The following is a 23,306-nucleotide window of genomic DNA, read 5'->3' on the forward strand; positions in this document are numbered from 1 at the left end:
GCACCCAGCCATCACGGCCTGCGGCTCCCTTGCGTTGCTCAACAAAATAAGCGGTCACGAAACTCGCCCTGACAAGCCACACACTTCGTGGCTTGTTGCGGAGCTCAAACAGTCGCTCCCTTCTCCCTTATTTTGTCTCCGCTACTCAGCGTGATGGGATGGGATTTATCTCGTCAAACTAGCTACGTAGAAATTTGGAAAGTTAGAAAACCAGATTCGTTTATTTAAATCACCAACCGTTGCGTTTACTTGGTGTTCGGGGTCCCCATCTGCCGCGCCGAGCAACGCAGGGTTGGCGGGAGTCTTCGGCCATCGGCTGTCCGAGCTCCGCAACAAGCCACGTTCTGTGTGGCTTGTCAGGGCGAGTTTCGATGGACGCCCGGCAAGCCGAGTAGCGCAAGGAAGAAGCGGAAGCTGGGGTGTCTTGTTCTTTGCCTTCTTTCTTATGGACAAGCATAAGAAAGAACGGTCGCCGAGAGGCGAAATAGAATTTCTCATGAAATAACCTTTGCTTCGGGCAGGCAAAGAAAAGTAACTCGCTGAAAAAGCGAAAAGCACCATTACAACCAAAGCATCACTTTCCCAGCCTAATCCAACAACGCCGCAATCCGCCGCGCGCACTCCGGTGCCATAGTCACGCCATAACGGAAATGCCCTGTATTCAGGTACAAATTCTCAATCTGCGGATGCCGCCCAATACTGGGAATATTATGCGGTGTCCCCGGCCGCAAGCCACTCCAGTGTTTGATAATCGGCTGCCCCTGCAAGGCAGGTAAGATAGCCTCAGCCTTTTGCAGCATTTCCTGCCGCATGCTGTCGGTCACGCCTGCATCAAAACCAACATCCTCCAGGCTGCTGCCTGCCAGCAAATGACCATCCTGCCGTTGCAGCATATAGAACCCATCGCGGTAAAGAATATGCGGCAACAGGCCAGGCGTCATGTGATACAACAGCATTTGCCCGCGCATAGGTTTGATATCGAGACTGGAGGCCGTTTGCTTAAGTAGTTCAAAACTCCAGGCACCAGAGGTGACGACAAACACATCGGCAGATAAGGTTTCACCAGTAGTGGTTTGCCAGCTGGTGATGGATGCGTGACCTTCTTGCAATGGCATCAGCTGGGTCTGCTCGCGCAGCGTGACGCCATGCTTGATCAGCCAGGTTTTGAGGGATTGCAGCAGGCGCGGGTTACGGATTTGCACAACTTCGGGAATCAATAGATCAGCGCCCTGTAACACGTATTCAAGGCCAAACCGTTCACACCAGTCTATGGCTGGTTGCAGGTCAAACGGTGGCTGAATCAGCATACCACTACGGGTACATTCGGGGTCTATACCGGTTTCGGCGTACAACTCGGCGCTCACTGCCGGATAGGCACGCGCACCAGCCAACGCCAGTTCATTGACGACATCCTGGTAAAACCAGGGCAATAGGGGAAATGCTATGCCAGCCCCCGCCCATGAGGATTCGCCTGAGGTTTGTGCCGCAATGATGTTGCGCTCAACCAGCGTGACCGTATGGCCTTGCTTGCGCAACTGCATGGCGGTCAGGCACCCGACAATACCACCACCCACCACCACGACTGAACTGTTCGCCATAAGATTTTTTCTGAAATAGCATGAAAAGCCTGACAGGACGATGTGTGACCTGTCAGGACACGAGGCGTGTATTGTCTTACGGTTTGCGTCCGGAAATCAAATAGACTTCCATTGCGATGAGGGCGGCATTACTGCCCAGCAACACCAGGATATCGCCTTCATTCAGCATAATGTCATCCCTGGGCGCGATTGGCTCGGGCATATTCGGGCGACGTAACTGCTTGACCTCGACGGCAAAATCACCGAACGGAATATGGTCCAGGCGCAGGCCGTGTGCATAAAAATTCTTATACACTTCCACCGAGTGCAACTGCGGTAACGAGGCAGTGGCGGTATCAGCATCGCTGACGCCGCGGAAGTAGCCCTTGAACATTTTATAGCGCTCTTCACGGAACAGGCGGATGCGTTTGACGACACGATTAAGGGGGACGCCTAAGGTCACCAGTGCATGCGAAGCCAGCATCAGGCTGCCTTCAAGGATTTCCGGCACCACTTCTGCGGCACCGGCATCTCGCAGTGCATCCATGTCACTGTCATCATGCGTGCGCACAATCACCGGCAGGTTGGGATTCCGCTCCTGAATCACATGCAAGACCTTCATGGTACCGCGGATTTCGGCATAACTGATGATGACGGCTTTCGCTCTGGCCAAGCCAGCGGCTTCCAGCACCGAGCGCCGCCCGGCATCACCGTAAATCACATTCTCACCCGCAGAAGCGGCTTCCTGCACACGGCTGGCATCCATATCCAGCGCGACATACGGGATATTTTCTTCGCGCAAAAAACGTCCCAGATATTGGCCGCTACGGCCATAGCCGCAAATGATCACGTGATCACGCAGATCCTGGCTATGCTCCTGTATGGTATCCACCACTTTGATGCTGTTGCGGCTGTAGCTTTTGACCAGCGCACGCGCAATGCGGCCGTTTTTTTGAATAATAAACGGCGCCACCAGCATGGAGAGCACGGCCACAGACAACACCAGTTGCAAGGAGTCGCCATCAATCAAATTGGTTTGCAAACCCAGCGCCAGTACCACAAAACTAAACTCGCCGGCCTGGCCGAGGATGATGCCGGTACGCACACCCACGCCCATTTCAAAGCCATAGAACCTGGTCAGCAATGCAATCAGGCCAATCTTGAAGACCAGGAACAATATCAGCAGGACAGCAATCAGCCCCACATGCTGGACGAGCACAGAGACGTCTAGCAACATGCCAACACTGATAAAGAACAGGCCCAGTAAAATATCGCGGAAAGGAGCAATATCAGATTCCACTTGGTAGCGGTATTTGGTTTCTGAAATCAGCATGCCCGCCACAAACGCCCCCAGGGCATACGATAAGCCAACAAAGTTAGTGGCCGCTGCCATTAACAAGGTCACCATCAATACATTGAGTACAAACAGCTCACGTGAGCGCTGCTTGGCCACCAGTTCAAACCAGAAGTTGAGGATGTTTTTACCAAACTTAAACAAGAAAAACAGCAGAATTGAGGACTTGAACAAAGTCAGTCCCAATACATCCAGCCAGTTATCGCTGTGTGAGCCCAAGGTCTGGATCAGCACCAGAATCGGGATTACTGCCAGATCCTGGAACAGCAGCACGCCGATACTTAGGCGGCCATGCCTGGAATTTAAATCAACACGTTCCATCAGGATTTTGGACACAATGGCGGTCGAAGACATGGTGATGGCGGCACCAATAATGAACGCCGAGGTTAGGCTTAGCCCTGCCAGCTTGCCCAGTACCAGGCTGGCCAGCAGCGTTAACACAACCTGACCGCCACCCAAGCCGAACAGGGTTTTACGCATGGCATAGAGTTTAGGCAGGCTGAACTCGAGGCCGATACTAAACATCAGGAACACAATACCGAACTCGGCCACCTGGCGGCCAGTTTCTTCATCTTCCAGCAAACCCAAGGCGTGCGGGCCGAGCACAATACCGATCATGAAGTAAGCCAGCATCGCTGGCAAACCCAGGATACGGAATAAGCCGACGGCGAAGACCGAGCTGGTAAGCAACAATAATAAATGGATCAGGGAATCAAACATGCAAAAATTCTAAAGCATTAATGTCAAGCCGTGCAGATGAATGTCTGCCAGCAAACCATATATTATGACGTATCGTCAGTGATGCACCTTGAAACAGTCGCGTTTCAGGATGATGCATCCTGCCACAAAACACTATTTTATGCAAAAAATGTGCCCGCTAATAAAAAATCCGTAAAAAAGCTGTGTTTCGCTTTCTTGCCGGGGGCGTCACTTGCTATACTAACCCGCCATGAACACAGCAAAATCAGGTGTCCACCTCGTGAAAAGTCCAGACATCGTGACGCGTGCACGAGGCATACTGCTGCACGAGGCAGATGAAATCCGCCAACTGGCCGACCGTATCGGCAGCGAATTTGAAGCCGCTGTCAGCATGATTCTGGCCTGTCGCGGCCGCATTGTCGTCACTGGCATGGGTAAATCCGGCCATATTGGCGGCAAAATTGCGGCTACCCTGGCCAGCACGGGTACCCCTGCGTTTTTTATGCATCCGGCGGAAGCCAGCCATGGCGACCTGGGCATGATCACTTCTGAAGATGTCGTGATTGCCTTATCCAATTCCGGCGAAAGTGATGAAATCATCAATATTTTGCCAGCCATTCGCCGTATCGGTGCGCGTATTCTGAGCATTACCGGTAGCGAAGAGTCCACGCTATCGCGAGAGTCAGATGTGCATTTAAGTGCCGCCGTTAGCCACGAAGCGTGCCCACTGGGGCTGGCACCCACGGCCAGCACGACGGCCGCACTGGCCTTGGGCGATGCGTTGGCGCTCTGCGTTCTCGACTTGCGCGAATTTACTGCCGAGGATTTTGCCCGGTCACATCCTGGCGGCAGCCTGGGCAGACGGTTGCTGGTAAGGATTAAAGATGTCATGCGCACGGGGGATGCGATCCCCGCTATCAGCGAGCATGGCACCGTACAGGAAGCGATTGCACAGATTTCGAGCAAAGGCATGGGGTTTACAGCGATTGTCGATAGCGCACAACACCCGATCGGCGTATTCACCGACGGCGATTTGCGTCGCCTGTTTATGCAAGGTGCCACCGATACGCAACAATCAATCAAAACGGTCATGAATACGCAGCCACGTTTATTGGGCATGCAACAAATGGCGGTTGAAGCAGTCAACCTGATGGAGCAATATAAAATTAACGGGTTTATGGCAGTGAACGAGCAGCAGCAATTAGTGGGCGCATTTAACATGCATGATTTACTCAAGGCAAAAATCGTTTAGGTTCACTGACGCCCTGGAACGCCCGCATGCTTAAACACCCCATCTTATTGCCAATTGCGTTAATGCTGTTTTTAGCGCTGCTGACATTCTGGATTAACCAGACCGTACAGGAGCAGGCGCTGAGCTTGAGCCGCTTAAGTCGTCACGATCCGGACTACATGCTCTATAACTTTGTCAGCACGCGTACCGACGCCACTGGCAATACCAAATACGTGTTAGCTGCGGCAGAAATGCGCCATTTTCCGGATAACGACTATACCGAATTACAGCGCCCGCGTTTCACCCAGTTTGGGCAGGATAAACCTTACACGCAAATTCATGGCCAGCACGGCAAAGTGTCAGCCAATGGTAAACTGGTCGAGTTTAGCAAGCAGGTCAAGGTCATACGCCAGGGCACGCTGGCCAAGCCTGAAATGCAGTTGCAAACCGAACATTTAACGCTGGAACCGGATACAGACCTCGCTTACACCGATTTGCCGGTCACTATCCGCCAGCTACCGGCGACGGTGATCACAGGTACCGGCATGCGTTTTGATAACAAGGCAGGCACCATGCAATTATTTAACCGGGTGCATGTACATTATGTACGCGCACCCGCAGTCGCAAAAACTGCAAGCCCGGCAGCGAAGGCGAAAACAGGCAATCACAAGGGTCGTTGATTCTGGAGAAATGAGTTGAACACGCACAAGCCATTATTTTATGCCACCTGCTTGACCTTATGGGCACTGCTATCGTGGTCAACCAGCGTGCTGGCTGAAGAGTCTGACCGTGACCAGCCGATTGAGCTGGAAGCGGATACCGTGACTGTGAATGATGCCAAAAAGATCAGTATTTATACCGGCAATGTGATCCTCAACCAGGGCACCCTACAAATCAAAGCCGACAAAATGATTGTGCGTGAAGACCAGGATGGCTTTCAGCACAGCACCTGTACCGGCAACCCGACCACATTCAAGCAAAAACGCACTGGCAAAGACGAATGGATGCAAGGCAGTGGGCAGCGTATTGAATACAACGCGCGCATGGACAAGGTACAGCTATACACCAACGCCTGGGTCAAACGTGGTGAAGACCTGGTCACCGGTGACTACATCAGTTATGACGCCAATGCAGAGTACGCCGAAGTCATTGGCGGCACCAAGGCTAACCCCAATGGTACCGCCGGTAGCCGCGTCAAAGCGACCATTCAGCCCAAGAACAAAACCACGCCGCCTGTGATTGATAACAAGCCAACCTCGCAACAAGGGCTGCGCATGAACCGCTCACTGCAAATCAAAGTGGAACCGGCACCCGCCGACACCACTAATGAGCCTACGAAAGCGCAACCCTAAAGACCGGCCTTATGCAGACAACAGTTTCACCAGATCATAACCACTTACGTGTCAGCCACCTGAAAAAAGCCTATCAGGGACGCACCGTGGTTAAAAACACTACACTTGAGCTACGCAGCGGCGAAGTGATTGGTTTGCTCGGCCCGAATGGTGCTGGCAAAACCACCAGCTTTTACATGATTGTTGGCCTGGTCGCACTGGACGACGGCAGCATTACGCTGAATGGGGCAGATGTCAGCCGCGCGCCCATGCACGAGCGCGCCCGCATGGGCCTGGCTTACCTGCCACAAGAAGCATCCATTTTTCGTAAAATGACGGTGACTGATAATATTTTATCAATCCTGGAAACCCGCCCTTACACGGAAGAAGAGCGTGAAGCGCGGCTGGAGTCTTTACTGGATCAATTACATATCCAGCATATCCGTCACAGCCAGGCAGTCAGCCTGTCGGGCGGCGAGCGCCGCCGTGTAGAGATTGCGCGCTGCCTGGCCACAGACCCGAAATTCATCCTGCTGGATGAGCCATTTGCCGGGATTGACCCAATTGCGGTGATTGAGATCCAGAAAATTATCCGCTACCTGAGCAGCCAGAATATCGGCATTTTGATTACAGACCACAACGTGCGTGAAACCCTGGATATTTGTGACCGGGCGTACATCGTTAATGAAGGCGCTGTGTTTGCCGCAGGCACGCCAGACGAAATCATTCAGAACGAAGGCGTACGTGAAGTCTATCTGGGCAAGAATTTTAGGCTGTAACCTGATATGAAGCAAAACCTGCAATTACGCATCTCACAAAACCTGGCGCTCACCCCGCAACTTCAGCAGTCCATCCGCCTGTTGCAGTTGTCCACGCTGGAGTTAAGCCAGGAGCTGGAAACCATCCTGCAGGAAAATCCGCTGCTGGAAATGGCAGATGGCGAAGAAGGAGAATTTGAAGATAACTCGCCATTGGCCACCAGCTCGACAGACACAGAGCAGGTGGATGCAAGTTCATTTGATGTCGCGACCCAAAACGACCTCACTCCCCCTGCAGAGAGTCTGCGTGATGAACCACGTGACGAAACGAGCGGCACTGAAGGCGAACAACCAAATCTGAATGAAGAATTCACGCCGCCCGAGTTTGAAGATGACTACGAAGAGTTTGGCAGTGCCAGCAACTGGGACGAAGCGGGCCGCAACAACCTCGATGATGAAGATAGCGACTTCTCTCGCCAGGACGCCAGCAACATCAGTCTGCGCGAGCACCTGATCAACCAGATGCAATTGGCACACCTGTCCAAGCGTGACATGGATCTGGTGAAATTTTTGCTCGACAGCATTAACGATGATGGTTATTTAGAGCAGGATCTACAGGAAATTGTCGACCTGTTGCCGCCAGAGCTGGAAATTGAGTTACTGGAGCTGGAAACCGCACTGAAATTGATCCAGAACCTGGATCCGATCGGCGTCGGCGCACGTGACCTGCGTGAATGCATCTTGCTACAACTGCAAGTACTGCCGCCTGAGACACCTTATTTGCGTATTGCGATGGCGATTGCCAAAGATCACCTGGCATTGCTGGCCAACAAAGACTTTGTCAAATTGCGCAAGGTACTCACTTGCGACGAAGCTGCACTCAAAGGCGCGCAACAACTGATTCGCCAGCAAAACCCCAAGCCAGGCAACGAGTTTGCGACCTTTAGCCATGACCACTTTATTCAGCACGATGTCGTGGTCAAAAAAATCAAAGGCATCTGGATGGCGTCGCTCAATGATGGCGTGATCCCCAAACTACGTATCAATCAGTTGTATGCAGATATCCTCAAGCGCAACCGTGAAAGCTCCGGCCAATATCTGCAGAGCCAGATGCAGGAAGCCAAATGGATGATTAAAAATATCCAGCAACGCTTTTCTACCATCTTGCGTGTGTCGCAAGCGATTGTGGACAGACAGCGCAATTTCTTTGAACATGGTGAAATTGCCATGCGGCCCCTGGTATTGCGCGAAATTGCCGAAGAGCTCGACTTGCATGAAAGCACGGTTTCTCGCGTGACAACACATAAGTACATGCTCACGCCACGCGGTGTATTTGAACTTAAATACTTTTTTGGCAGCTCAGTCGCCACCGATGCAGGCGGCTCATGTTCTGCCACCGCCATTCGCGCGCTCATCAAACAAATGGTCGCTGAAGAAAACCAGAAAAAACCATTGTCCGACAATCAAATCACCGATACGCTGGCGCAGCAAGGCATTGTGGTTGCGCGCCGCACCATTGCCAAATACCGCGAATCGCTGAATATCCCACCAGCCAATTTACGCAAATCGCTGTAAAACAAAAAGGCCGCAAATGCGGCCTTTTTTATCGGTAACGCCTGTTTACTGGATGGTGATTTTGGCAAACTTGCGCTTGCCCACTTGTGCCACCACGGTCACCCCTTTTGCCAATGACAGGTTTTTATCGTCAACTTTTACGCTATCCAGCTTCACGCCGCCTTGTTGCACGGCACGCATGGCTTCACTGGTGCTTTCCACCAGGCCCACCTGTTTCAGCAACTGGCTGATACTGATGCTATCACCATCAATCGCTACTGCTACCTCAGGCACATCATCAGGAATCCCGCCTTTGGCACGGGTCTGGAAGTCTTGCAGGGCTTTTTCAGCCGCCGCCTGGCCGTGAAAACGGGCAACGATCTCCTGTGCAAAACCGACCTTGATATTACGTGGATTGTCGCCAGCAGCCACTTGTGCTTTCCACTGGGCGATAGTTTCCAGGGTGGCAAATGACAGCAGGTCGATATAGCGCCACATCAGTTCATCAGAAATCGACATGATTTTGGCGAAAATCGTCTCAGGCGCTTCGCTGATACCAATATAGTTACCCAAAGACTTGGACATTTTATTGACGCCGTCCAGGCCTTCCAGCAACGGCATCATCAACACGCATTGCTGCGATTGGCCAGCCTGCTTTTGCAATTCACGGCCCATGAGCAGGTTAAATTTCTGGTCTGTGCCGCCCAGTTCCAAATCGGCCTGCAAAGCCACAGAGTCATAGCCCTGCAATAAGGGATACAAGAATTCATGAATCGCGATTGGCTGGTTGCCTTTGAAACGCTTGGAGAAGTCATCGCGTTCTAGCATACGGGCGACTGTATGGCTGGCTGCCAGCCTGATCATGCCCGCGGCACCGAGGTCGCTTAACCACTTGGAGTTAAACACAATCTCAGTTTTGGCCGGGTCCAGAATCTTGAATACCTGTTCGGAATAGGTGTCGGCATTCGCCTTCACCTGTTCGACCGTTAACGGCGGGCGCGTGGTACTTTTACCCGTCGGGTCACCAATCATGCCGGTAAAGTCACCGATCAGGAATTGAATCTGGTGCCCCAGATCCTGCAACTGGCGCAATTTGTTAATCAGCACGGTATGCCCCAGATGCAAATCAGGTGCGGTGGGGTCAAAGCCTGCTTTCACACGCAAGGGTTTGCCGGTTTTCAGCTTTTCAATCAGTTCTTGCTCGATTAATAGTTCATCGGCACCGCGCTTGATAATCGCCAGTGCGTTCACAATCTCTGGACTCAGTGCTTCAGTCGTCACTGAAGCTTGGTTTACGTCTGTCATAAAGGTTCTTTTTTTGAGGCGCGCGTTGCGCACGCCTCGTCATGAAAGTAAAACAGCTATTTTAACGTAATCCCATGCATTTCTGTAAGCCAGGCATGAGCAGTGTTACACTTATGCCTTATGAATTTTTCTGCCCCACCCACTCAAACGCGCCTGTTTATCGGCCTGATGTCTGGTACCAGTCTGGATGGGGTGGACGCAGTCCTGGTCGCGCAACACGGTGAGCACCTGCAGCAACAAAGCCAGTACTTCCTGCCTTATCCGGCGGATGTCAGACAAATCCTGCTGGATCTGCATACGCCAGCCGTCAACGAATTACATACCGCCGCTATAGTGTCCAATCAGCTGGCCGACCTCTACGCAGCGGCAGTGCAAGGCTTATTGCAAACAGCCAATGTATCGGCAGAAGCCGTGACGGCGATTGGCTGCCACGGGCAAACCATACGCCACTGTCCTGATCTGGCCAACGGCCAGGCCTATACCTTGCAACTGGGTAACCATGCACGCCTGGCGGAACGCACTGGCATCACCGTAGTCGGCGACTTTCGTAGCCGCGACATTGCGGCTGGCGGGCAAGGCGCACCATTAGTGCCCGCCTTTCACCAGGCAATCTTTGCAGCACCTGACACACATCGCGTCATTTTGAATATTGGCGGCATCGCCAACCTGAGCGACTTGCCGGTGAGCGGCAAGGTGATTGGCTTTGATTCCGGCCCCGGCAACTTACTCATGGATGCCTGGACCCTGCAGCACACAGGCCAGAGCTATGATGCTGGTGGCGCCTGGGCGGTACGTGGCGATGTCAATCCAGCCTTGCTGGCCGCTTTACTTGCTGACGCCTATTTTGCCCTGCCCATCCCTAAAAGCACTGGCCGCGACCTGTTTAACCAGGCCTGGCTCCATGCACACCTGCAAGCCCATGCTGACACGCCACAGAATGTCGCCCGTACGCTGCTGGAATTGACGGCAGTGACGATCGCCAATGCCTTGAAACAGCATTGTAGCGGTGCCGCAGAAATTTATGTCTGTGGCGGCGGTGCGCACAATATTGCTTTGATAGACAGGTTACAAACCCTGTGCGGCCGACCAGTGCAACACACGGATAGCCTGGGAATTGGCGTCGACTGGGTGGAAGCCGTTGCTTTTGCCTGGCTGGCGCAACGTTGCGTGGATCATCAACCCGGCAACCTGCCTGCCGTCACCGGTGCAGCAGGGCCACGGGTATTAGGCGCGATTTATCCGAATTAGGACTAAGACACCCTAAAGCAGTGCGAATGCACTCAACGTTTGATTTAAACTGGTGCAGGATTGAAGGCGATTTTTGAACTTTTCTCCCCTCATTTCCTTACAAGCCACCATATTCAAAAACGATTGCGTATAATTTAGACAACCTTGACTTAAACAGAGTGCGTTATGGCTACCAAAGCGACCATTACATTTGACAACGACAGTACCGCAATTGAATTGCCCGTCTTAAAGGGCAGCCTTGGCACGGATGTGATCGATATCCGCAACCTGGGCAAACATGGCTATTTCACGTTTGACCCTGGCTTTATGTCTACGGCCTCTTGCACCTCCGGCATCACCTTTATTGATGGTGAACAAGGGTTGCTGTATTACCGTGGCTACCCGATTGAACAGCTGGCAGAAAACTGTAACTTCCTCGAAGTTTCGCACTTACTGCTCAATGGCGAACTGCCGGACCTGCAACAACGTGAAGCATTCGTCGACACCATCAGCCAGCACACCATGCTGCACGACCAGATGAGCAATGTGTTTCGCGGTTTCCGCCGCGATGCCCACCCGATGGCAGTCATGATTGCGGTCGTAGGTGCCATGGCTGCGTTTTATCCCGACAATAACAATGTGGCTGATCCGGAATCTCGCCGGGTGGCCGCCATGCGTCTACTGGCCAAAGTACCTACGATTGCCGCCTGGAGCTACAAGTACAATGTAGGCGAGCCATTTATGTACCCCCAAAACAAGCTGGGATACGCAGAAAACTTTATGCATATGATGTTTGCGACCCCTTGCGAAGAGTATGTACCCAACCCGATCCTGGCACGTGCATTTGAGCGTATCCTGATTCTGCATGCAGATCACGAGCAAAACGCATCTACCTCTACCGTACGCCTGGTTGGCTCCAGCGGCGCCAACCCGTTTGCCTGTATCGCGGCCGGGATTGCCTCTTTGTGGGGCCCATCCCATGGCGGTGCCAACGAAGCAACATTGAACATGCTGGAAGAGATTGGCGACGTCAGCCGTATTGGTGAATTCATCAAACGCGCCAAAGACAAAACTGACAGCTTCCGCCTCATGGGCTTTGGGCACCGCGTCTATCGCAACATGGACCCGCGCGCCTCCATCATGCGTAAAACCTGCCATGAAGTATTGAACGAACTCGGTCTGCACGATGACCCTATGTTCAAACTGGCGATGGAACTGGAAAAAATCGCCCTGGAGGATGAATATTTCGTCTCACGCAAACTGTATCCGAATGTCGATTTCTACAGCGGCATCGTCATGCGTGCCATGGGCATTCCAAACTCCATGTTTACCGCCATATTTGCGCTAGCGCGCACCGCTGGCTGGATTTCGCAATGGAGCGAGATGAATGCCGACCCGGAGCAAAAAATTGGCCGCCCACGCCAATTGTATGTCGGCTCTGAACGCAGGGAGTTTGTACCGCTGCACCAACGCTAGCCACAGACTGAATCACGCCTGCAAAAACAAAAGCCCGACATCAATAGATTGTCGGGCTTTTCATATTCTCCGATCCTGATCGTTTCCGCTAACGCAACACACCAAGGTCATGGAGCTGTTTTGTCAGTGCATCCGCCAACTCACGATAACCTTCTGCATTCGGATGCACTTGATCGGCAAGCAGCCGGCCATCTGACAAGACAGCAGACACTGCGTGAGGCACTAATAGTGCGCCAGTTGCCTCGGCCGCGCGTGCATAGAGCGGGTGATCACTGAGCGGGCCAGCCAGACTCACTTCCGGCATGGCAATCAATATAGCGGCTGCATCCGCCTGCTGTACTAAATGTACGATACTTTTCAGGTTTTCCTCGACACGCGCTGGCGCCATTTGCCGCAAGAAATCATTGCCACCCAGCTCAATAATGACCAATCGAGGTCTATGCTGCACCAATAAGCCCGGCAAGCGTGACAAACCACCGCTGGAAACATCCCCAGCAATACCAGCATTGATGACCTGCCAGCCGGTCTTGCGTGCCAGCAGTGTCGGATAATCCTGCGTACCATGCTCGGCGCCTGTACCGTAGCTAATGCTATCGCCCAGCACAAGTACAGTCGCGCCAGCCGGGATAGCCTGCACCTCTGCTGCATGCTTGGTACAGCCCAGGCTGATAGCCATACTCGTGACAAGTATCAGCCGGCATAAAAAAAGCCAAGCACACGCTTGGCTTTTCTCAATCATAAAACGCATGACTGAATGCAGTCGTTAAACCGAGAACGAGCTACCACAACCACAAGTGGTGGTCGCATTCGGGTTGCGGATCACAAACTGTGAACCTTGCAGGCTATCGGTGTAATCAATCTCGGCACCGGCCAGATATTGCAAGCTCATCGGGTCAATCAGCAAGGTCACGCCATCTTTATCGACTTGCGTATCATCATCGTTTACTTCTTCTTCAAACGTAAAGCCGTATTGGAAACCTGAGCAGCCACCACCGCTGACGAATACACGCAGTTTCAGGTCTGGCGTGCCTTCTTCATCAATCAGTTCTTTCACTTTTTTGGCGGCATTGTCGGTAAACACCAATGGAACGGGCATTTCAAGGGTAGCTTCTGCGGTCATCATAGACTCCTGTCAAATTCTCAATAACAATATGGCGACGAAAGTTTTAATTTCAAGTCGCTTCCGGGACGGCAGCCTCAGATGGCTCCCCCAGGTAAATCAGTTTTCCTTCAATCACCGCGCCGGTGTGCATTTCAAGTGATTTATAGTACAAGTCACCCACGATTCTGGCCTTGCTTTGTAACTCAATAAACACTGAAGAGCGCACCGGGCCGCGTATCATGCCATTCAAAACAATTTTAGAAGCCTCAACGGCGCCTGTCACGGCCCCATTTTCACTGATAATCAGTGTGCTGGGATGCTCACGTTTTTCAATCACATTCCCGGCGATCAAGCCATCGACCCTTAACCCGCCCGCAAATTGCATATTGCCATTAATCTGTGTTTCATGGCCGATCAAGGTATCAATATGACTGTCGATTTGAACGCTTTTTTTGAAAAACATGCTACTTCCTGTTCCGAATTAACTTAAATGGCGATGTCCATTGAGCATCAGCCATATCATGCAGGCGGCTAACGCTTGGTCATATTCTTGTAAAACACCAATTCTTCTTTCAGTTTGATGCTTTCATCCTGCTGCGCCGTCAGGGTTTTGGCCAGGTTGTTACTGGTAGCCAGCTCCACTTGCAACTCCCGCTGCGAAGCAATCAGTTTTTTCTGTAATTCAATATTTTCGGTAGTCACTTGCCGCAAACGCTGGCGTATATGCTCACCATCATCATCATGCACCACCCAGTAGGCCAAGGCAAAGCCGATCACGACATAAGTCACCGCCAGCATGCTTTGAAAATACCAGGGCCGATGTGAGCGCACTGCCACCTGCTTGGCGGTCAGGCCAAAATGGTTTCTCAGTCTTCTGCGTATCGGCCTGATCATTATGGCAACAATGGCAGCACTTGCAAACCAGCATCTGGCGCCAGGTTAAACATCAAATTCATATTCTGCACGGCCTGACCAGATGCGCCTTTGACCAGATTGTCCTGCACGACAACGATTGTGACATAATCGCCTGCCTGTGGGTATAGCGCCATCCGCAAAACATTGGCACCACGTACCGAGCGGGTTTCGGGCAGAGAGCCTGCAGGCATCACATCCACAAAAGTGGCGCCCTGGTAACGCTGCTCATAGACCTGCTGCAACACTTGTTGCTTGCCCTGTGCGTTGAGTTTTACATGCAAAGTGGTCAGCATGCCACGAATCATGGGAATCAAATGCGGCACGAATATAAGGTTGACCGCGTCGTTACCGGACAGTTTCTTTAACTGGGCCAGAATCTCAGGATGATGCCTGTGCCCGGCCACGCCGTAGGCTTTCAGGTTATCACTGGACTCAGAGAACAAGGTGCCCACTTCGGCTTTTCTACCAGCACCGGAGACACCAGACTTGGCATCCGCAATGATAGGTACGGAGAAATCAATCCAGCCCTGCTCCAGTAGCGGCGCCAAACCAAGCAATACCGTGGTCGGGTAGCAACCAGGATTACCGATGACGTCTGCCTGCTGCACGTCAGCGGCATACAACTCAGGCAAGCCATATACAGCATCTTTCAGCACGTCAGTACAGCTATGCGGCAATTTGTACCACTTTTCGAATTCAGCAGCATCCTGCAGACGAAAGTCAGCAGCCAGATCGATGACCTTCACCCCAGCTGCCACCAGCGCAGGCGTTTGTGCCATGGCAACGCCATGCGGCGTGGCAAAAAAGACGACATTACATTGCGTCAGATCGACCGTGGCCGGATCGCTAAACTTAAGATCAACCACGCCACGCAAGCTGGGAAACATATCGGCGACCGGCAGACCTGCCTCGCCCCTGGAGGTAATCACTTGCAATTGCACATCAGGATGTCTTGCTAACAAACGCAGCAACTCAACACCGGTATAACCCGTTCCACCTACAATGCCAACTTTGATTTTTTCCATATCTTTAAACCAGATGCGCGTTCGATGACGACCCATGCATAAAAAGTAAAACAATATAAATGAAAAAGGCCGCCAATGCGACCTTTTTGCACAACAGGTTTGTAACAAACGTTGGAAATTAACGTTTGGAGAACTGCTTACGACGACGCGCTTTACGCAGGCCGACTTTCTTACGTTCAACTTCACGTGCATCACGTGTTACGAAACCAGCGTGAGACAATGCGCTCTTCAAAGCTGCATCATAGTCAATCAACGCACGGGTAATGCCATGACGTACTGCACCCGCTTGACCGGATTCACCACCACCATGCACATTGACCAGAATGTCAAAGCTTGCTGTGTTGTTAGTCAATTCCAGCGGTTGACGCAAAATCATGCGAGAAGTTTCGCGTGAAAAGTATGTGTCAACTGGCTTATCGTTGACCACGATGTTGCCACTGCCGGACTTCAGGAACACACGTGCCACTGAACTTTTGCGGCGGCCTGTGCCGTAGTTGTATTTACCGATCATGTTTTATCCTAATCGTCTTAAATTAGATGGTTAATGGTTGCGGTTGCTGCGCAATGTGCTCGTGCTTGTCGCCCGCATACACTTTCATTTTTTTGATCATGGCATAGCCCAAAGGACCTTTTGGCAACATGCCTTTCACAGCTTTCTCCAACGCACGACCTGGGAAACGGTCTTGCATTTTTGAGAATGAAGTCGTAGTGATACCGCCTGGGTAACCGGAGTGGCGGTGATACAGCTTGTCACCCGCTTTGTTACCAGTTACTTTAATTTTGTCCGCATTGACTACAATGATGTAGTCGCCTGTATCCACGTGTGGTGTGTAAATAGCTTTATGCTTACCACGCAGGCGATGAGCGATTGCGCTGGCCAAACGACCCAATACCAAGTCTGTGGCGTCAATCACGAACCAGTCACGTTGTACTTCATGCGATTTTGCTGAAAAAGTTTTCATTTTATAACTACCGAGTTATAGCGTATAAATTAAGAGGGCGGATTATATGCCAGCATAAGAAAGCTTGTCAACGAAATATTCTAAAAATAATCGTAACCAGCCTGATGGAATCAGGTTGCTGACTGAGGCAAGCTATTTTGTGGCTTTTTTGCCATCAATTAGGCAAATTACTTGATATAAAACGTGCTTTTATCACAAACAAGCCTTGTTTTTTCAAGGATAATTGCAATCGGATGCTATATTAGCTCAAGTTTTGACTTTCTGCATCCGTTTACTTTAGATTGATTTAAACCACAGTCACTTAATTAAACAGCAGCAACACTACTAAAAATAATTTTAGATGCTTTCAGGCATATACCAGGTTAAATCACTCCGCTTTCGCGCTGCCACTGGCTGGCGAGGGCTTTGTGCTTCCGTGCTGTTTGCGTTTACATCGTTGCTGCAAGCAGCTGAATTTGGCGCACTCACGATTGAATCTGCGCCAGGCCAGCCATTATTGGCCCAGTTGCCGCTGAGTCATGTTCAGGCAGACACAGATATCAGTTGCTTCAGCCTGAGCCAATCTTCCAAACAACCAGCGCCAGAGACCAGCCCTGTTCACCTCGAATACACGACCCTGGGTAGCCAGCAGGGCGTATTGATGCTGTGGTCTGACGCTGCCATTGCCAGCCCGCTGACACTGACCTTGACTGATCGCTGCCAGCACACGCGGCAGACTGTGACCATTCAGCCCGACAATACGGTTTCAATCGCTATTGCAGCTGCGCCACCCATCAGCAACACGACTCCTGAGCCCATTGCAGTGATTCAACCAGAAGCGGTTGAAACACTGCCCGCGCCGCCTGCCATCCCAGTAGAAGCTTATACTGCACTGCAAGCGCAAATTAACGATTTGCAGCAAAACTTCAAGCAATTACAGACAAAATCTGATGTCCTGTATGCCAGCAATCTGGCGCAGGCGGACATCCTGGCGACACTAAAAACCCAGCTTACTCACCTGCAAAACGAAAATTATCTATTACGCACCCTGGTCATTGCCTTGGGGCTCGCGCTGATCGCCAGCGGTTTTTTCTTTGCTGACTGGCTACGCCGCCACGCCGCCGTGCCAAAAGTGATTAAGTCACGCCGTACAGCTAAACAAAGTGACGCTGCATCTATACCTACCGATGGCACATCGGGCCCGGCGACGCGCCCACTGAGTGGCAAACCTTTTTCAGCCACCGTCTTGCCGACTCAGCAGGCAAGCGACACACATGGCTTGAATACGCCAACACAGCCGCCTGCCACGACCAAAACAAGCAGCCGCTTAAAATCAGTGCCCATGCATGCCAACGATGATACGGTGATGCCACACGGCGTGCCTCTGAAGGTGAGCTCGCAGCAAAGCACACAGGCGGTGATGCAAGATGCCTCGCGATTATTCACACATGGCCGGGTCAATCAGGCGATTGATCATTTGCAGCAGCATTTGGCCAAGCATCCGAAATCATCTCCCTGGATGTGGCTGTATTTGCTGGACCTGCTGTCAAAAGAAGGCAAACAGCAAGAATTTGATATTGTTGCCGGCGAATGCCGCAAACATTTCAACCTCAACGTGGAGCACGCGCCGGACTTGAAGCAACAAGGTATTGAATCCTTCCCGCGCGTCATGAAAGCCTTGCAACAAGCCTGGGGCACACCGCAGGTGATTGCCTTGATTGACGACTTGGTTTACAACACGCGTCTGGTCCCACGCATGGGTTTTGAGCGCAGCGTCTTTGAAGACCTGATGTTGTTGAAAGAAATTGCCTGCCAGACACAAAACCTGCCAGCGGTGCCGCCTGCGCCAAAAGCGGCTGACCATGAAGAACCGATCAATGGCAACTTGCGTGAGTTGCAGCAGCTGTCAGAAGATCTTTATATTCTGGCGCCGGTTGAACACACGCCCTTCCAATACTGGACAGACTTCACCTTTGAGTTGGACGAACCTTCAACATTACGCAAGTCCGCCTAAACCGTAACTGACTGCCAGCCCGGCGGTCAATGCCGCACCAATCCAGACATTCTTCAGAAACGCCTTAAAGCAATCGCTAGGCTGCCGGTGACGAATCAACCTGTATTGCCGCCACAGCTGCGCAGCCGCCACTCCCCAGCCAAGCCAGAATGGCCAGCCTAGCGCCAGCACTTGCGCCACATAGCCCACAATCAGCAGCATGGCAACAAAGCAGCCCATAATCGCCAGCACATCAAAACGCCCGAAAGTGATGGCGGAAGAGCGGATGCCGATTTTGAGGTCATCTTCGCGGTCAACCATGGCATAGGCCGTGTCATAAGCCACCGACCAGCAGACATTGGCCAACAATAGCCACCAGGCGACTGCAGGCACCTGACCCTGCAAGGCAACAAAAGTCATCGGGATGCCAAAACCGAAGGCAATGCCCAGATAGGCTTGCGGAATGGCGAAAAAACGCTTGGTGTAAGGATAGCTGACGGCGAGAAACAGCGCCGGCACAGACCATAGCACGACTTGCCAGCCCAGTGTACAAACCAGCGCAAACGCCAGTAACGACAATCCGATGGCGACCAGGTAAGCCTCTTTGACGGAGATTTCACCGGTCGCCAGCGGCCGCTTGTTTGTGCGTGCGACCGCGCCATCCCAATGCCGGTCGGCAATATCATTTAATGCACAGCCTGCCGACCGCATCAACACTGTCCCCAGCACAAATACACAGGCAACCCACCACTGTGGCTGCCCTTGCCCCGCAATCAGTAGCCCCCACAGCGTAGGCCACAATAACAGCCAGATACCGATAGGCTTATCCAGCCGCGTCAGCCGGTAATAAGCATGCCATTTGGCGAGAAATTGCATAAAAAGGATTCCTGATAAGGATTAACGACCAGGCGGCTGGGCGCAGGACGGTAAAAACACTTCAGTCACCAGCAAACGATAATGCCGCAGGCAAAACAACGAGCGCCTGGCCCATAGCACCTGCCGCGTTTGCTCAGGAAAATGACGGTAAAAAGCTTTGTACAGCGGATGCGCAGACGACAGTTTTCGGTAGTGTAAACGACCACGCTGCACACTGGCATTGGCAAACAGTGCCGCACCCAACGGCACACGCCCAATATTGCGCAATTGGCACCATGCCCCTCGCAAGTCCTTGCGGGCAATGACACTGTGCGCAAACACCTGCGGCTGCCCCTGGCCCATCAGCATGACTTCGCGCACCCAGGCATGGGTGGCGGCAGGCAATCGTAACACTGCCTGCTCATCGACATTGGGCTTGCGCCAGCCTTGAGACAACACCTTGACTGAGAAATCCGGATATTGGCGCTTTAAGCGCGCCGTTAACGAGCCACGTTCCTGCAACCAGGGCCGCAACGGTAGCCGACCAACCACATGTGCTTGCCAGCCGTAATCTTGCCTGTCATGCATGCGGTGCATAGCAGCTAGTGTGGTAGCCGGAACGTTTTAGGCAACCACACCCACAACTGCCCTTGCTGGCGCATCGCGCCTGCCAGCTTGCCCGCAGACTCGCCCTCACCCCAATAGACATCGGCACGTACGCCACCTTTGATAGCGCCACCGGTATCTTGCGCCTGCATCAGCTGCTGCAAAGGCGCCTCCGAGTTTGGATAAGTTGTGGCCAGATAGACTGGCGCCCCCAGTGGAATATAAAACGGGTCAACCGCTATACTACGGGCGGCACTTAACGGCACGCCCAGCGCACCGAGCGGACCGGACAAACCTGCAGGCAATAATTTAAAAAACACATAGCTAGGATTCGCATCCAGCAACGCGCGTAATTGGTCAGGATGTTGTTGCCCCCAGGTTTTAATTCCCTGCATGGAGGCTTCACTTGCCACCATCTCGCCACGCTCGACTAACAGCTTGCCGATGGATTGATATGGATGCCCGTTTTGATCCGCGTAGCCCACCGGCAATCGCTCGCCGTTTTCAAGCTCGACAATCCCCGATCCTTGCACCTGCAAGAAAAACGCTTCGACTGCATCATTCACCCATAACAACTCGCTGCCAGCCAACGGCGATTGCGCTTGTTCGATGTCTGCGCGCGTGTAATAAGGGATGAGTGACTGTCCTTGCAGGCGGCCACGCACACGCTTGTATTTGAGCTCAGGAAACAAGCCGGACAAGTTCACCGTCACCAGGTCGGCAGGTGTTTTATACAGCGGCACCGGATAGCGTGCGCTGGCCGTGCGGGCCCCTTTTAATACCGGCTGGTAATACCCTGTCATCAAGCCTTGCGGTGCACCTTCAGGTTGCTGTGTCTGATAGACATTGAAATACTGTTGCCAGTAGGCCTGTATGGCCGCAGTGTCGTCGGCCTTGACCAGCAAAGCCACGGCACAGACGGCTTGCCAGTCAGCTTTGTTTCTGAGCCCCTGGCAGCCTTGCAGCCAGGCACGCCAGCTGGTGACCCAGTCCTCTTTGGCCAGCCCGGGCAAATCCGTCCAACTGGCGGCCTTTAACAAAGCATAAGGCTGCGTCGGCACATTGGTCGCCGCCGGCTTTTCAGGCGCAGGTGCCACAGCGGGTTTGCCTGGCGTGGTTGGCTTAATGACTGGCGGCTTGGTCGCGGGCGGCACGCTTTGACAACCCGCCAGAAAAAACAGGGAGGCCAGCAACATGGCCTGGCATAATTTAAAAGTATGGTTGGTGGCTATCACTGTTTTGCTTTTTGCAATGTTTATCTTTGGCAGTTTCGATATGTGACGCAGGAATGCGCCGGACTCAGCAAGCGGTATCAATACACTTAGTGCAAACCGGCCGCCTGATGTAGCCAAAAGGTTGGGATATCCACTTCAAACCAGTGACCATCTACCGCGACCATTTGATACGTGCCAAACATTTCACCGCTAGGCGTGCTGAACATGACACTACTGGTATAGCTGTACTCAGCCTCAGGCGCCAGCAGCGGCTGGTCGCCCACCACACCCAGGCCTTTCACTTCGCGCACTTGCTGCATGGCATCAGTAATGACCCAATGGCGGCTAATGAGTTGCACCGGCGTCTTGCCGGTATTGCGGATGGTAATGGTGTAGGCATACACATATTGCCCCGCCCCGGGCGACGATTGTGCAGTCAAATACTCGGTCACCACCGAGACTTCGCATGCATATAAGCCAGTATCCGTCATGATTAACCTATCATGCCCGTGGTTGGTGAGCTCGGGCTGGCAGAATACAGCTTTTTCGCCATACGGCCAGCCAGGAATGACTCGCGACCGGCTTCAACCGCTTTTTTCATGGCACTGGCCATCAGTACAGGGTCACGCGCCGCAGCAATCGCCGTATTCATCAGCACCCCGGCACAGCCCAGCTCCATGGCAATCGCAGCATCAGAGGCACAACCGACACCGGCATCGACCAGCACCGGGATCTTGGCGCTCTCAATAATAATCTGCAGGTTCCACGGGTTTAAAATCCCCATTCCGGAACCAATCAATGAAGCCAATGGCATCACCGCCACACAGCCGATGTCTTCCAGTTGCTTCGCAATAATCGGGTCATCCGAGGTATACACCATCACCTCAAAACCTTCTTTCACCAGGGTTTTGGCAGCGGCAATCGTTTCGGTCACATTGGGATACAAGGTATTCGGGTCACCCAGCACCTCCAGCTTGACCAGTCTATGGTCATCCAGCAACTCGCGCGCCAGGCGTAATGTACGTACGGCATCATCAGCGCTGTAGCAACCGGCCGTATTAGGCAAATAGGTAAACTCACTGGGCGGCAAATAATCCAGCAAAGAGGGTTCGTTAGCATTTTGGCCAATATTGGTCCGGCGAATGGCCACGGTGACAATTTCTGCACCACTGGCATCAATGGCTGCACGCGTCTGCGTGAAGTCCTTGTATTTTCCGGTGCCCACCAACAGGCGGGACTGATAAGACTTACCGGCGATTACCAAAGCGTCATTCATATTCAAAAACTCTCTATTCAATGCGTTTAACTCAATCATCTATATCAGCAGTCGGTGACTAGCCACCGCCAACGGCACCCACGATTTCCAGTTTATCGTCTGCCTGCAATTGCACCTCGGCAAATTGGCTACGCGGCACAATATCGCCATTACGCTCGATGGCAATGCGCTTGCCAGTGAGCTGCATATGCTCTACCAGCGCCAGCACACTCATGGCCTCTGCAGGCAGTGGCGTAGCCTTACCGTTGACAAAAATTTGCATGCCGCTCTTCATTTTTGATTGATCAAGCCGATATTTTACGAAAAATCAGCACATTTGGCTTTCAGTTTTTCATGTGCGGTCTTTTTTCAGGCGCAATTGAAGCCCTGTCATCCTAACAGGATTGGTATGCGTTAAGGTCATTAAACATGGCACCATGTTTGCTTGTATGTTGTAGCAATACAAATATGTCGTAAGAAATTGACAAGTTTGGTCATCACGGCGGATATCACATTGCTGTACAAGGAACTTTTTGTTAATTTTGGCGCCACATGCACGACGAACACAATTCGTCGTTTTGTGCCCCGAATATTGGAAATCCCAAAAGGAATATTGAAATGCAAATCGCACAGTCACACCAGGCAAGTCCGTCCAAAATTTTTTTAGTGGACGAAATTTATGCACCAAGCTTGAATACCTCCGCCGCCAATCTGGCAGATGCAAAAGCGGCTATTGAAGCACAGCAACACACGAAAGCAATTAACGAGTTACACCGCTTTCTGGAATCCAGCTGCGACTGCGTTTAACTACGCATCACTCGCTGGCGCAAGACCCGGTAGCGGGTCACGATTTCTGGCTCAATGCAGAAACATGCATTGAGTGCCATA

General features: G+C 52.3%; 25 protein-coding genes. 9 read left to right on the plus strand and 16 right to left on the minus strand.

The window, feature by feature from the left end; genetic code table 11:
* Positions 1–587 precede the first annotated feature (587 nt).
* Together MET42_RS0113840 and MET42_RS0113845 are read right to left on the minus strand one after the other, a co-directional pair.
* A complete protein-coding gene (locus tag MET42_RS0113840) occupies positions 588–1,598 on the minus strand; it encodes an FAD-binding oxidoreductase (RefSeq protein WP_019883701.1) in 1,011 nt (336 codons plus the stop codon).
* A gap of 76 nt (positions 1,599–1,674) precedes the next feature.
* The gene (locus tag MET42_RS0113845; RefSeq protein WP_019883702.1) at positions 1,675–3,651 is read right to left on the minus strand and encodes a cation:proton antiporter; all 1,977 of its coding nucleotides are present in this window, start codon (positions 3,649–3,651) and stop codon (positions 1,675–1,677) included.
* Between the two features lie 229 nt (positions 3,652–3,880).
* Here MET42_RS0113845 and MET42_RS0113850 point away from each other — a divergent pair, with 229 nt between their 5' ends.
* From MET42_RS0113850 to MET42_RS0113870, 5 genes are read left to right on the plus strand one after another with little or no spacing between them, the layout of a single operon-like run.
* A complete protein-coding gene (locus tag MET42_RS0113850) occupies positions 3,881–4,882 on the plus strand; it encodes an SIS domain-containing protein (RefSeq protein WP_019883703.1) in 1,002 nt (333 codons plus the stop codon).
* 26 nt (positions 4,883–4,908) lie between these two features.
* Positions 4,909–5,541, plus strand: coding sequence for an LPS export ABC transporter periplasmic protein LptC (gene lptC, locus MET42_RS0113855; protein ID WP_019883704.1), 633 nt, complete (start codon positions 4,909–4,911; stop codon positions 5,539–5,541).
* A 15-nt stretch (positions 5,542–5,556) separates the two neighbouring features.
* A complete protein-coding gene (gene lptA / locus MET42_RS0113860) occupies positions 5,557–6,213 on the plus strand; it encodes a lipopolysaccharide transport periplasmic protein LptA (RefSeq protein ID WP_019883705.1) in 657 nt (218 codons plus the stop codon).
* Positions 6,214–6,224: 11 nt separating this feature from the next.
* Positions 6,225–6,971 (plus strand): LPS export ABC transporter ATP-binding protein, encoded by a 747-nt coding sequence (gene lptB / locus MET42_RS0113865; protein WP_019883706.1) that lies wholly within the window; start codon positions 6,225–6,227, stop codon positions 6,969–6,971.
* Between the two features lie 6 nt (positions 6,972–6,977).
* Entirely contained in the window at positions 6,978–8,525 is a 1,548-nt protein-coding gene (locus tag MET42_RS0113870) for an RNA polymerase factor sigma-54 (RefSeq protein WP_019883708.1), read from the plus strand.
* Between the two features lie 45 nt (positions 8,526–8,570).
* On the opposite strand, the gene tyrS is transcribed toward MET42_RS0113870, so the two are convergent.
* Positions 8,571–9,809, minus strand: a complete 1,239-nt coding sequence (gene tyrS / locus MET42_RS0113875; RefSeq protein ID WP_019883709.1) for a tyrosine--tRNA ligase — start codon at positions 9,807–9,809, stop codon at positions 8,571–8,573.
* 120 nt (positions 9,810–9,929) lie between these two features.
* Between tyrS and MET42_RS0113880 the strand changes: the two genes are divergently transcribed.
* Both MET42_RS0113880 and gltA read left to right on the plus strand, forming a co-directional pair.
* Entirely contained in the window at positions 9,930–11,057 is a 1,128-nt protein-coding gene (locus MET42_RS0113880; RefSeq protein WP_019883710.1) for an anhydro-N-acetylmuramic acid kinase, read from the plus strand.
* 165 nt (positions 11,058–11,222) lie between these two features.
* Positions 11,223–12,512: a citrate synthase gene (gltA, locus tag MET42_RS0113885; protein ID WP_019883711.1), complete on the plus strand. Its 1,290-nt coding sequence runs from the start codon at positions 11,223–11,225 to the stop codon at positions 12,510–12,512.
* A gap of 88 nt (positions 12,513–12,600) precedes the next feature.
* On the opposite strand, the gene MET42_RS0113890 is transcribed toward gltA, so the two are convergent.
* From MET42_RS0113890 to rplM, 7 genes are all read right to left on the minus strand, one after another.
* Positions 12,601–13,188: a GDSL-type esterase/lipase family protein gene (locus tag MET42_RS0113890; protein ID WP_019883713.1), complete on the minus strand. Its 588-nt coding sequence runs from the start codon at positions 13,186–13,188 to the stop codon at positions 12,601–12,603.
* Between the two features lie 87 nt (positions 13,189–13,275).
* Complete coding sequence (gene erpA / locus MET42_RS0113895) at positions 13,276–13,632, minus strand: iron-sulfur cluster insertion protein ErpA (RefSeq protein WP_019883715.1); 357 nt, start codon at positions 13,630–13,632, stop codon at positions 13,276–13,278.
* A 52-nt stretch (positions 13,633–13,684) separates the two neighbouring features.
* Positions 13,685–14,077, minus strand: coding sequence for a polymer-forming cytoskeletal protein (locus tag MET42_RS0113900; RefSeq protein WP_019883716.1), 393 nt, complete (start codon positions 14,075–14,077; stop codon positions 13,685–13,687).
* Positions 14,078–14,145: 68 nt separating this feature from the next.
* A complete protein-coding gene (locus tag MET42_RS0113905) occupies positions 14,146–14,508 on the minus strand; it encodes a hypothetical protein (RefSeq protein ID WP_019883717.1) in 363 nt (120 codons plus the stop codon).
* Positions 14,508–15,554, minus strand: a complete 1,047-nt coding sequence (gene argC / locus MET42_RS0113910; RefSeq protein WP_198289758.1) for an N-acetyl-gamma-glutamyl-phosphate reductase — start codon at positions 15,552–15,554, stop codon at positions 14,508–14,510. Before argC ends, MET42_RS0113905 begins: the two co-directional genes overlap by 1 nt.
* A gap of 118 nt (positions 15,555–15,672) precedes the next feature.
* The gene (rpsI, locus tag MET42_RS0113915) at positions 15,673–16,065 is read right to left on the minus strand and encodes a 30S ribosomal protein S9 (RefSeq protein ID WP_019883719.1); all 393 of its coding nucleotides are present in this window, start codon (positions 16,063–16,065) and stop codon (positions 15,673–15,675) included.
* Between the two features lie 22 nt (positions 16,066–16,087).
* Positions 16,088–16,516, minus strand: coding sequence for a 50S ribosomal protein L13 (gene rplM / locus MET42_RS0113920; protein ID WP_019883720.1), 429 nt, complete (start codon positions 16,514–16,516; stop codon positions 16,088–16,090).
* 340 nt (positions 16,517–16,856) lie between these two features.
* On the opposite strand from rplM, the gene MET42_RS0113925 reads away from it, so the two are divergent.
* Positions 16,857–18,509, plus strand: coding sequence for a FimV family protein (locus MET42_RS0113925; RefSeq protein ID WP_232411633.1), 1,653 nt, complete (start codon positions 16,857–16,859; stop codon positions 18,507–18,509).
* On the opposite strand, the gene ubiA is transcribed toward MET42_RS0113925, so the two are convergent.
* The 6 genes from ubiA to thiS all read right to left on the minus strand — a co-directional run bounded on the left by ubiA (position 18,492) and on the right by thiS (position 22,701).
* On the minus strand, positions 18,492–19,364 hold the full coding sequence (gene ubiA, locus MET42_RS0113930) for a 4-hydroxybenzoate octaprenyltransferase (RefSeq protein ID WP_019883722.1): 873 nt from the start codon (positions 19,362–19,364) through the stop codon (positions 18,492–18,494). The genes MET42_RS0113925 and ubiA overlap by 18 nt on opposite strands.
* Positions 19,365–19,385: 21 nt before the next feature.
* On the minus strand, positions 19,386–19,931 hold the full coding sequence (locus tag MET42_RS0113935) for a chorismate lyase (protein ID WP_019883723.1): 546 nt from the start codon (positions 19,929–19,931) through the stop codon (positions 19,386–19,388).
* Positions 19,932–19,945: 14 nt separating this feature from the next.
* Positions 19,946–21,145 carry a murein transglycosylase A gene (locus tag MET42_RS0113940; RefSeq protein WP_019883724.1) on the minus strand — a complete coding sequence of 400 codons (1,200 nt, stop codon included), beginning with the start codon at positions 21,143–21,145 and terminating at the stop codon, positions 19,946–19,948.
* Between the two features lie 125 nt (positions 21,146–21,270).
* Positions 21,271–21,654, minus strand: coding sequence for a Co2+/Mg2+ efflux protein ApaG (gene apaG / locus MET42_RS0113950; RefSeq protein ID WP_019883725.1), 384 nt, complete (start codon positions 21,652–21,654; stop codon positions 21,271–21,273).
* 2 nt (positions 21,655–21,656) lie between these two features.
* A complete protein-coding gene (locus MET42_RS0113955; protein ID WP_029512462.1) occupies positions 21,657–22,439 on the minus strand; it encodes a thiazole synthase in 783 nt (260 codons plus the stop codon).
* Between the two features lie 58 nt (positions 22,440–22,497).
* Positions 22,498–22,701: a sulfur carrier protein ThiS gene (gene thiS, locus MET42_RS0113960; RefSeq protein WP_019883728.1), complete on the minus strand. Its 204-nt coding sequence runs from the start codon at positions 22,699–22,701 to the stop codon at positions 22,498–22,500.
* Between the two features lie 335 nt (positions 22,702–23,036).
* Between thiS and MET42_RS0113965 the strand changes: the two genes are divergently transcribed.
* A complete protein-coding gene (locus MET42_RS0113965) occupies positions 23,037–23,225 on the plus strand; it encodes a hypothetical protein (RefSeq protein ID WP_019883729.1) in 189 nt (62 codons plus the stop codon).
* Positions 23,226–23,306 lie beyond the last annotated feature (81 nt).

The sequence above is a fragment of the Methylophilus sp. 42 genome, assembly GCF_000384155.1.
Lineage (GTDB): Bacteria > Pseudomonadota > Gammaproteobacteria > Burkholderiales > Methylophilaceae > Methylophilus.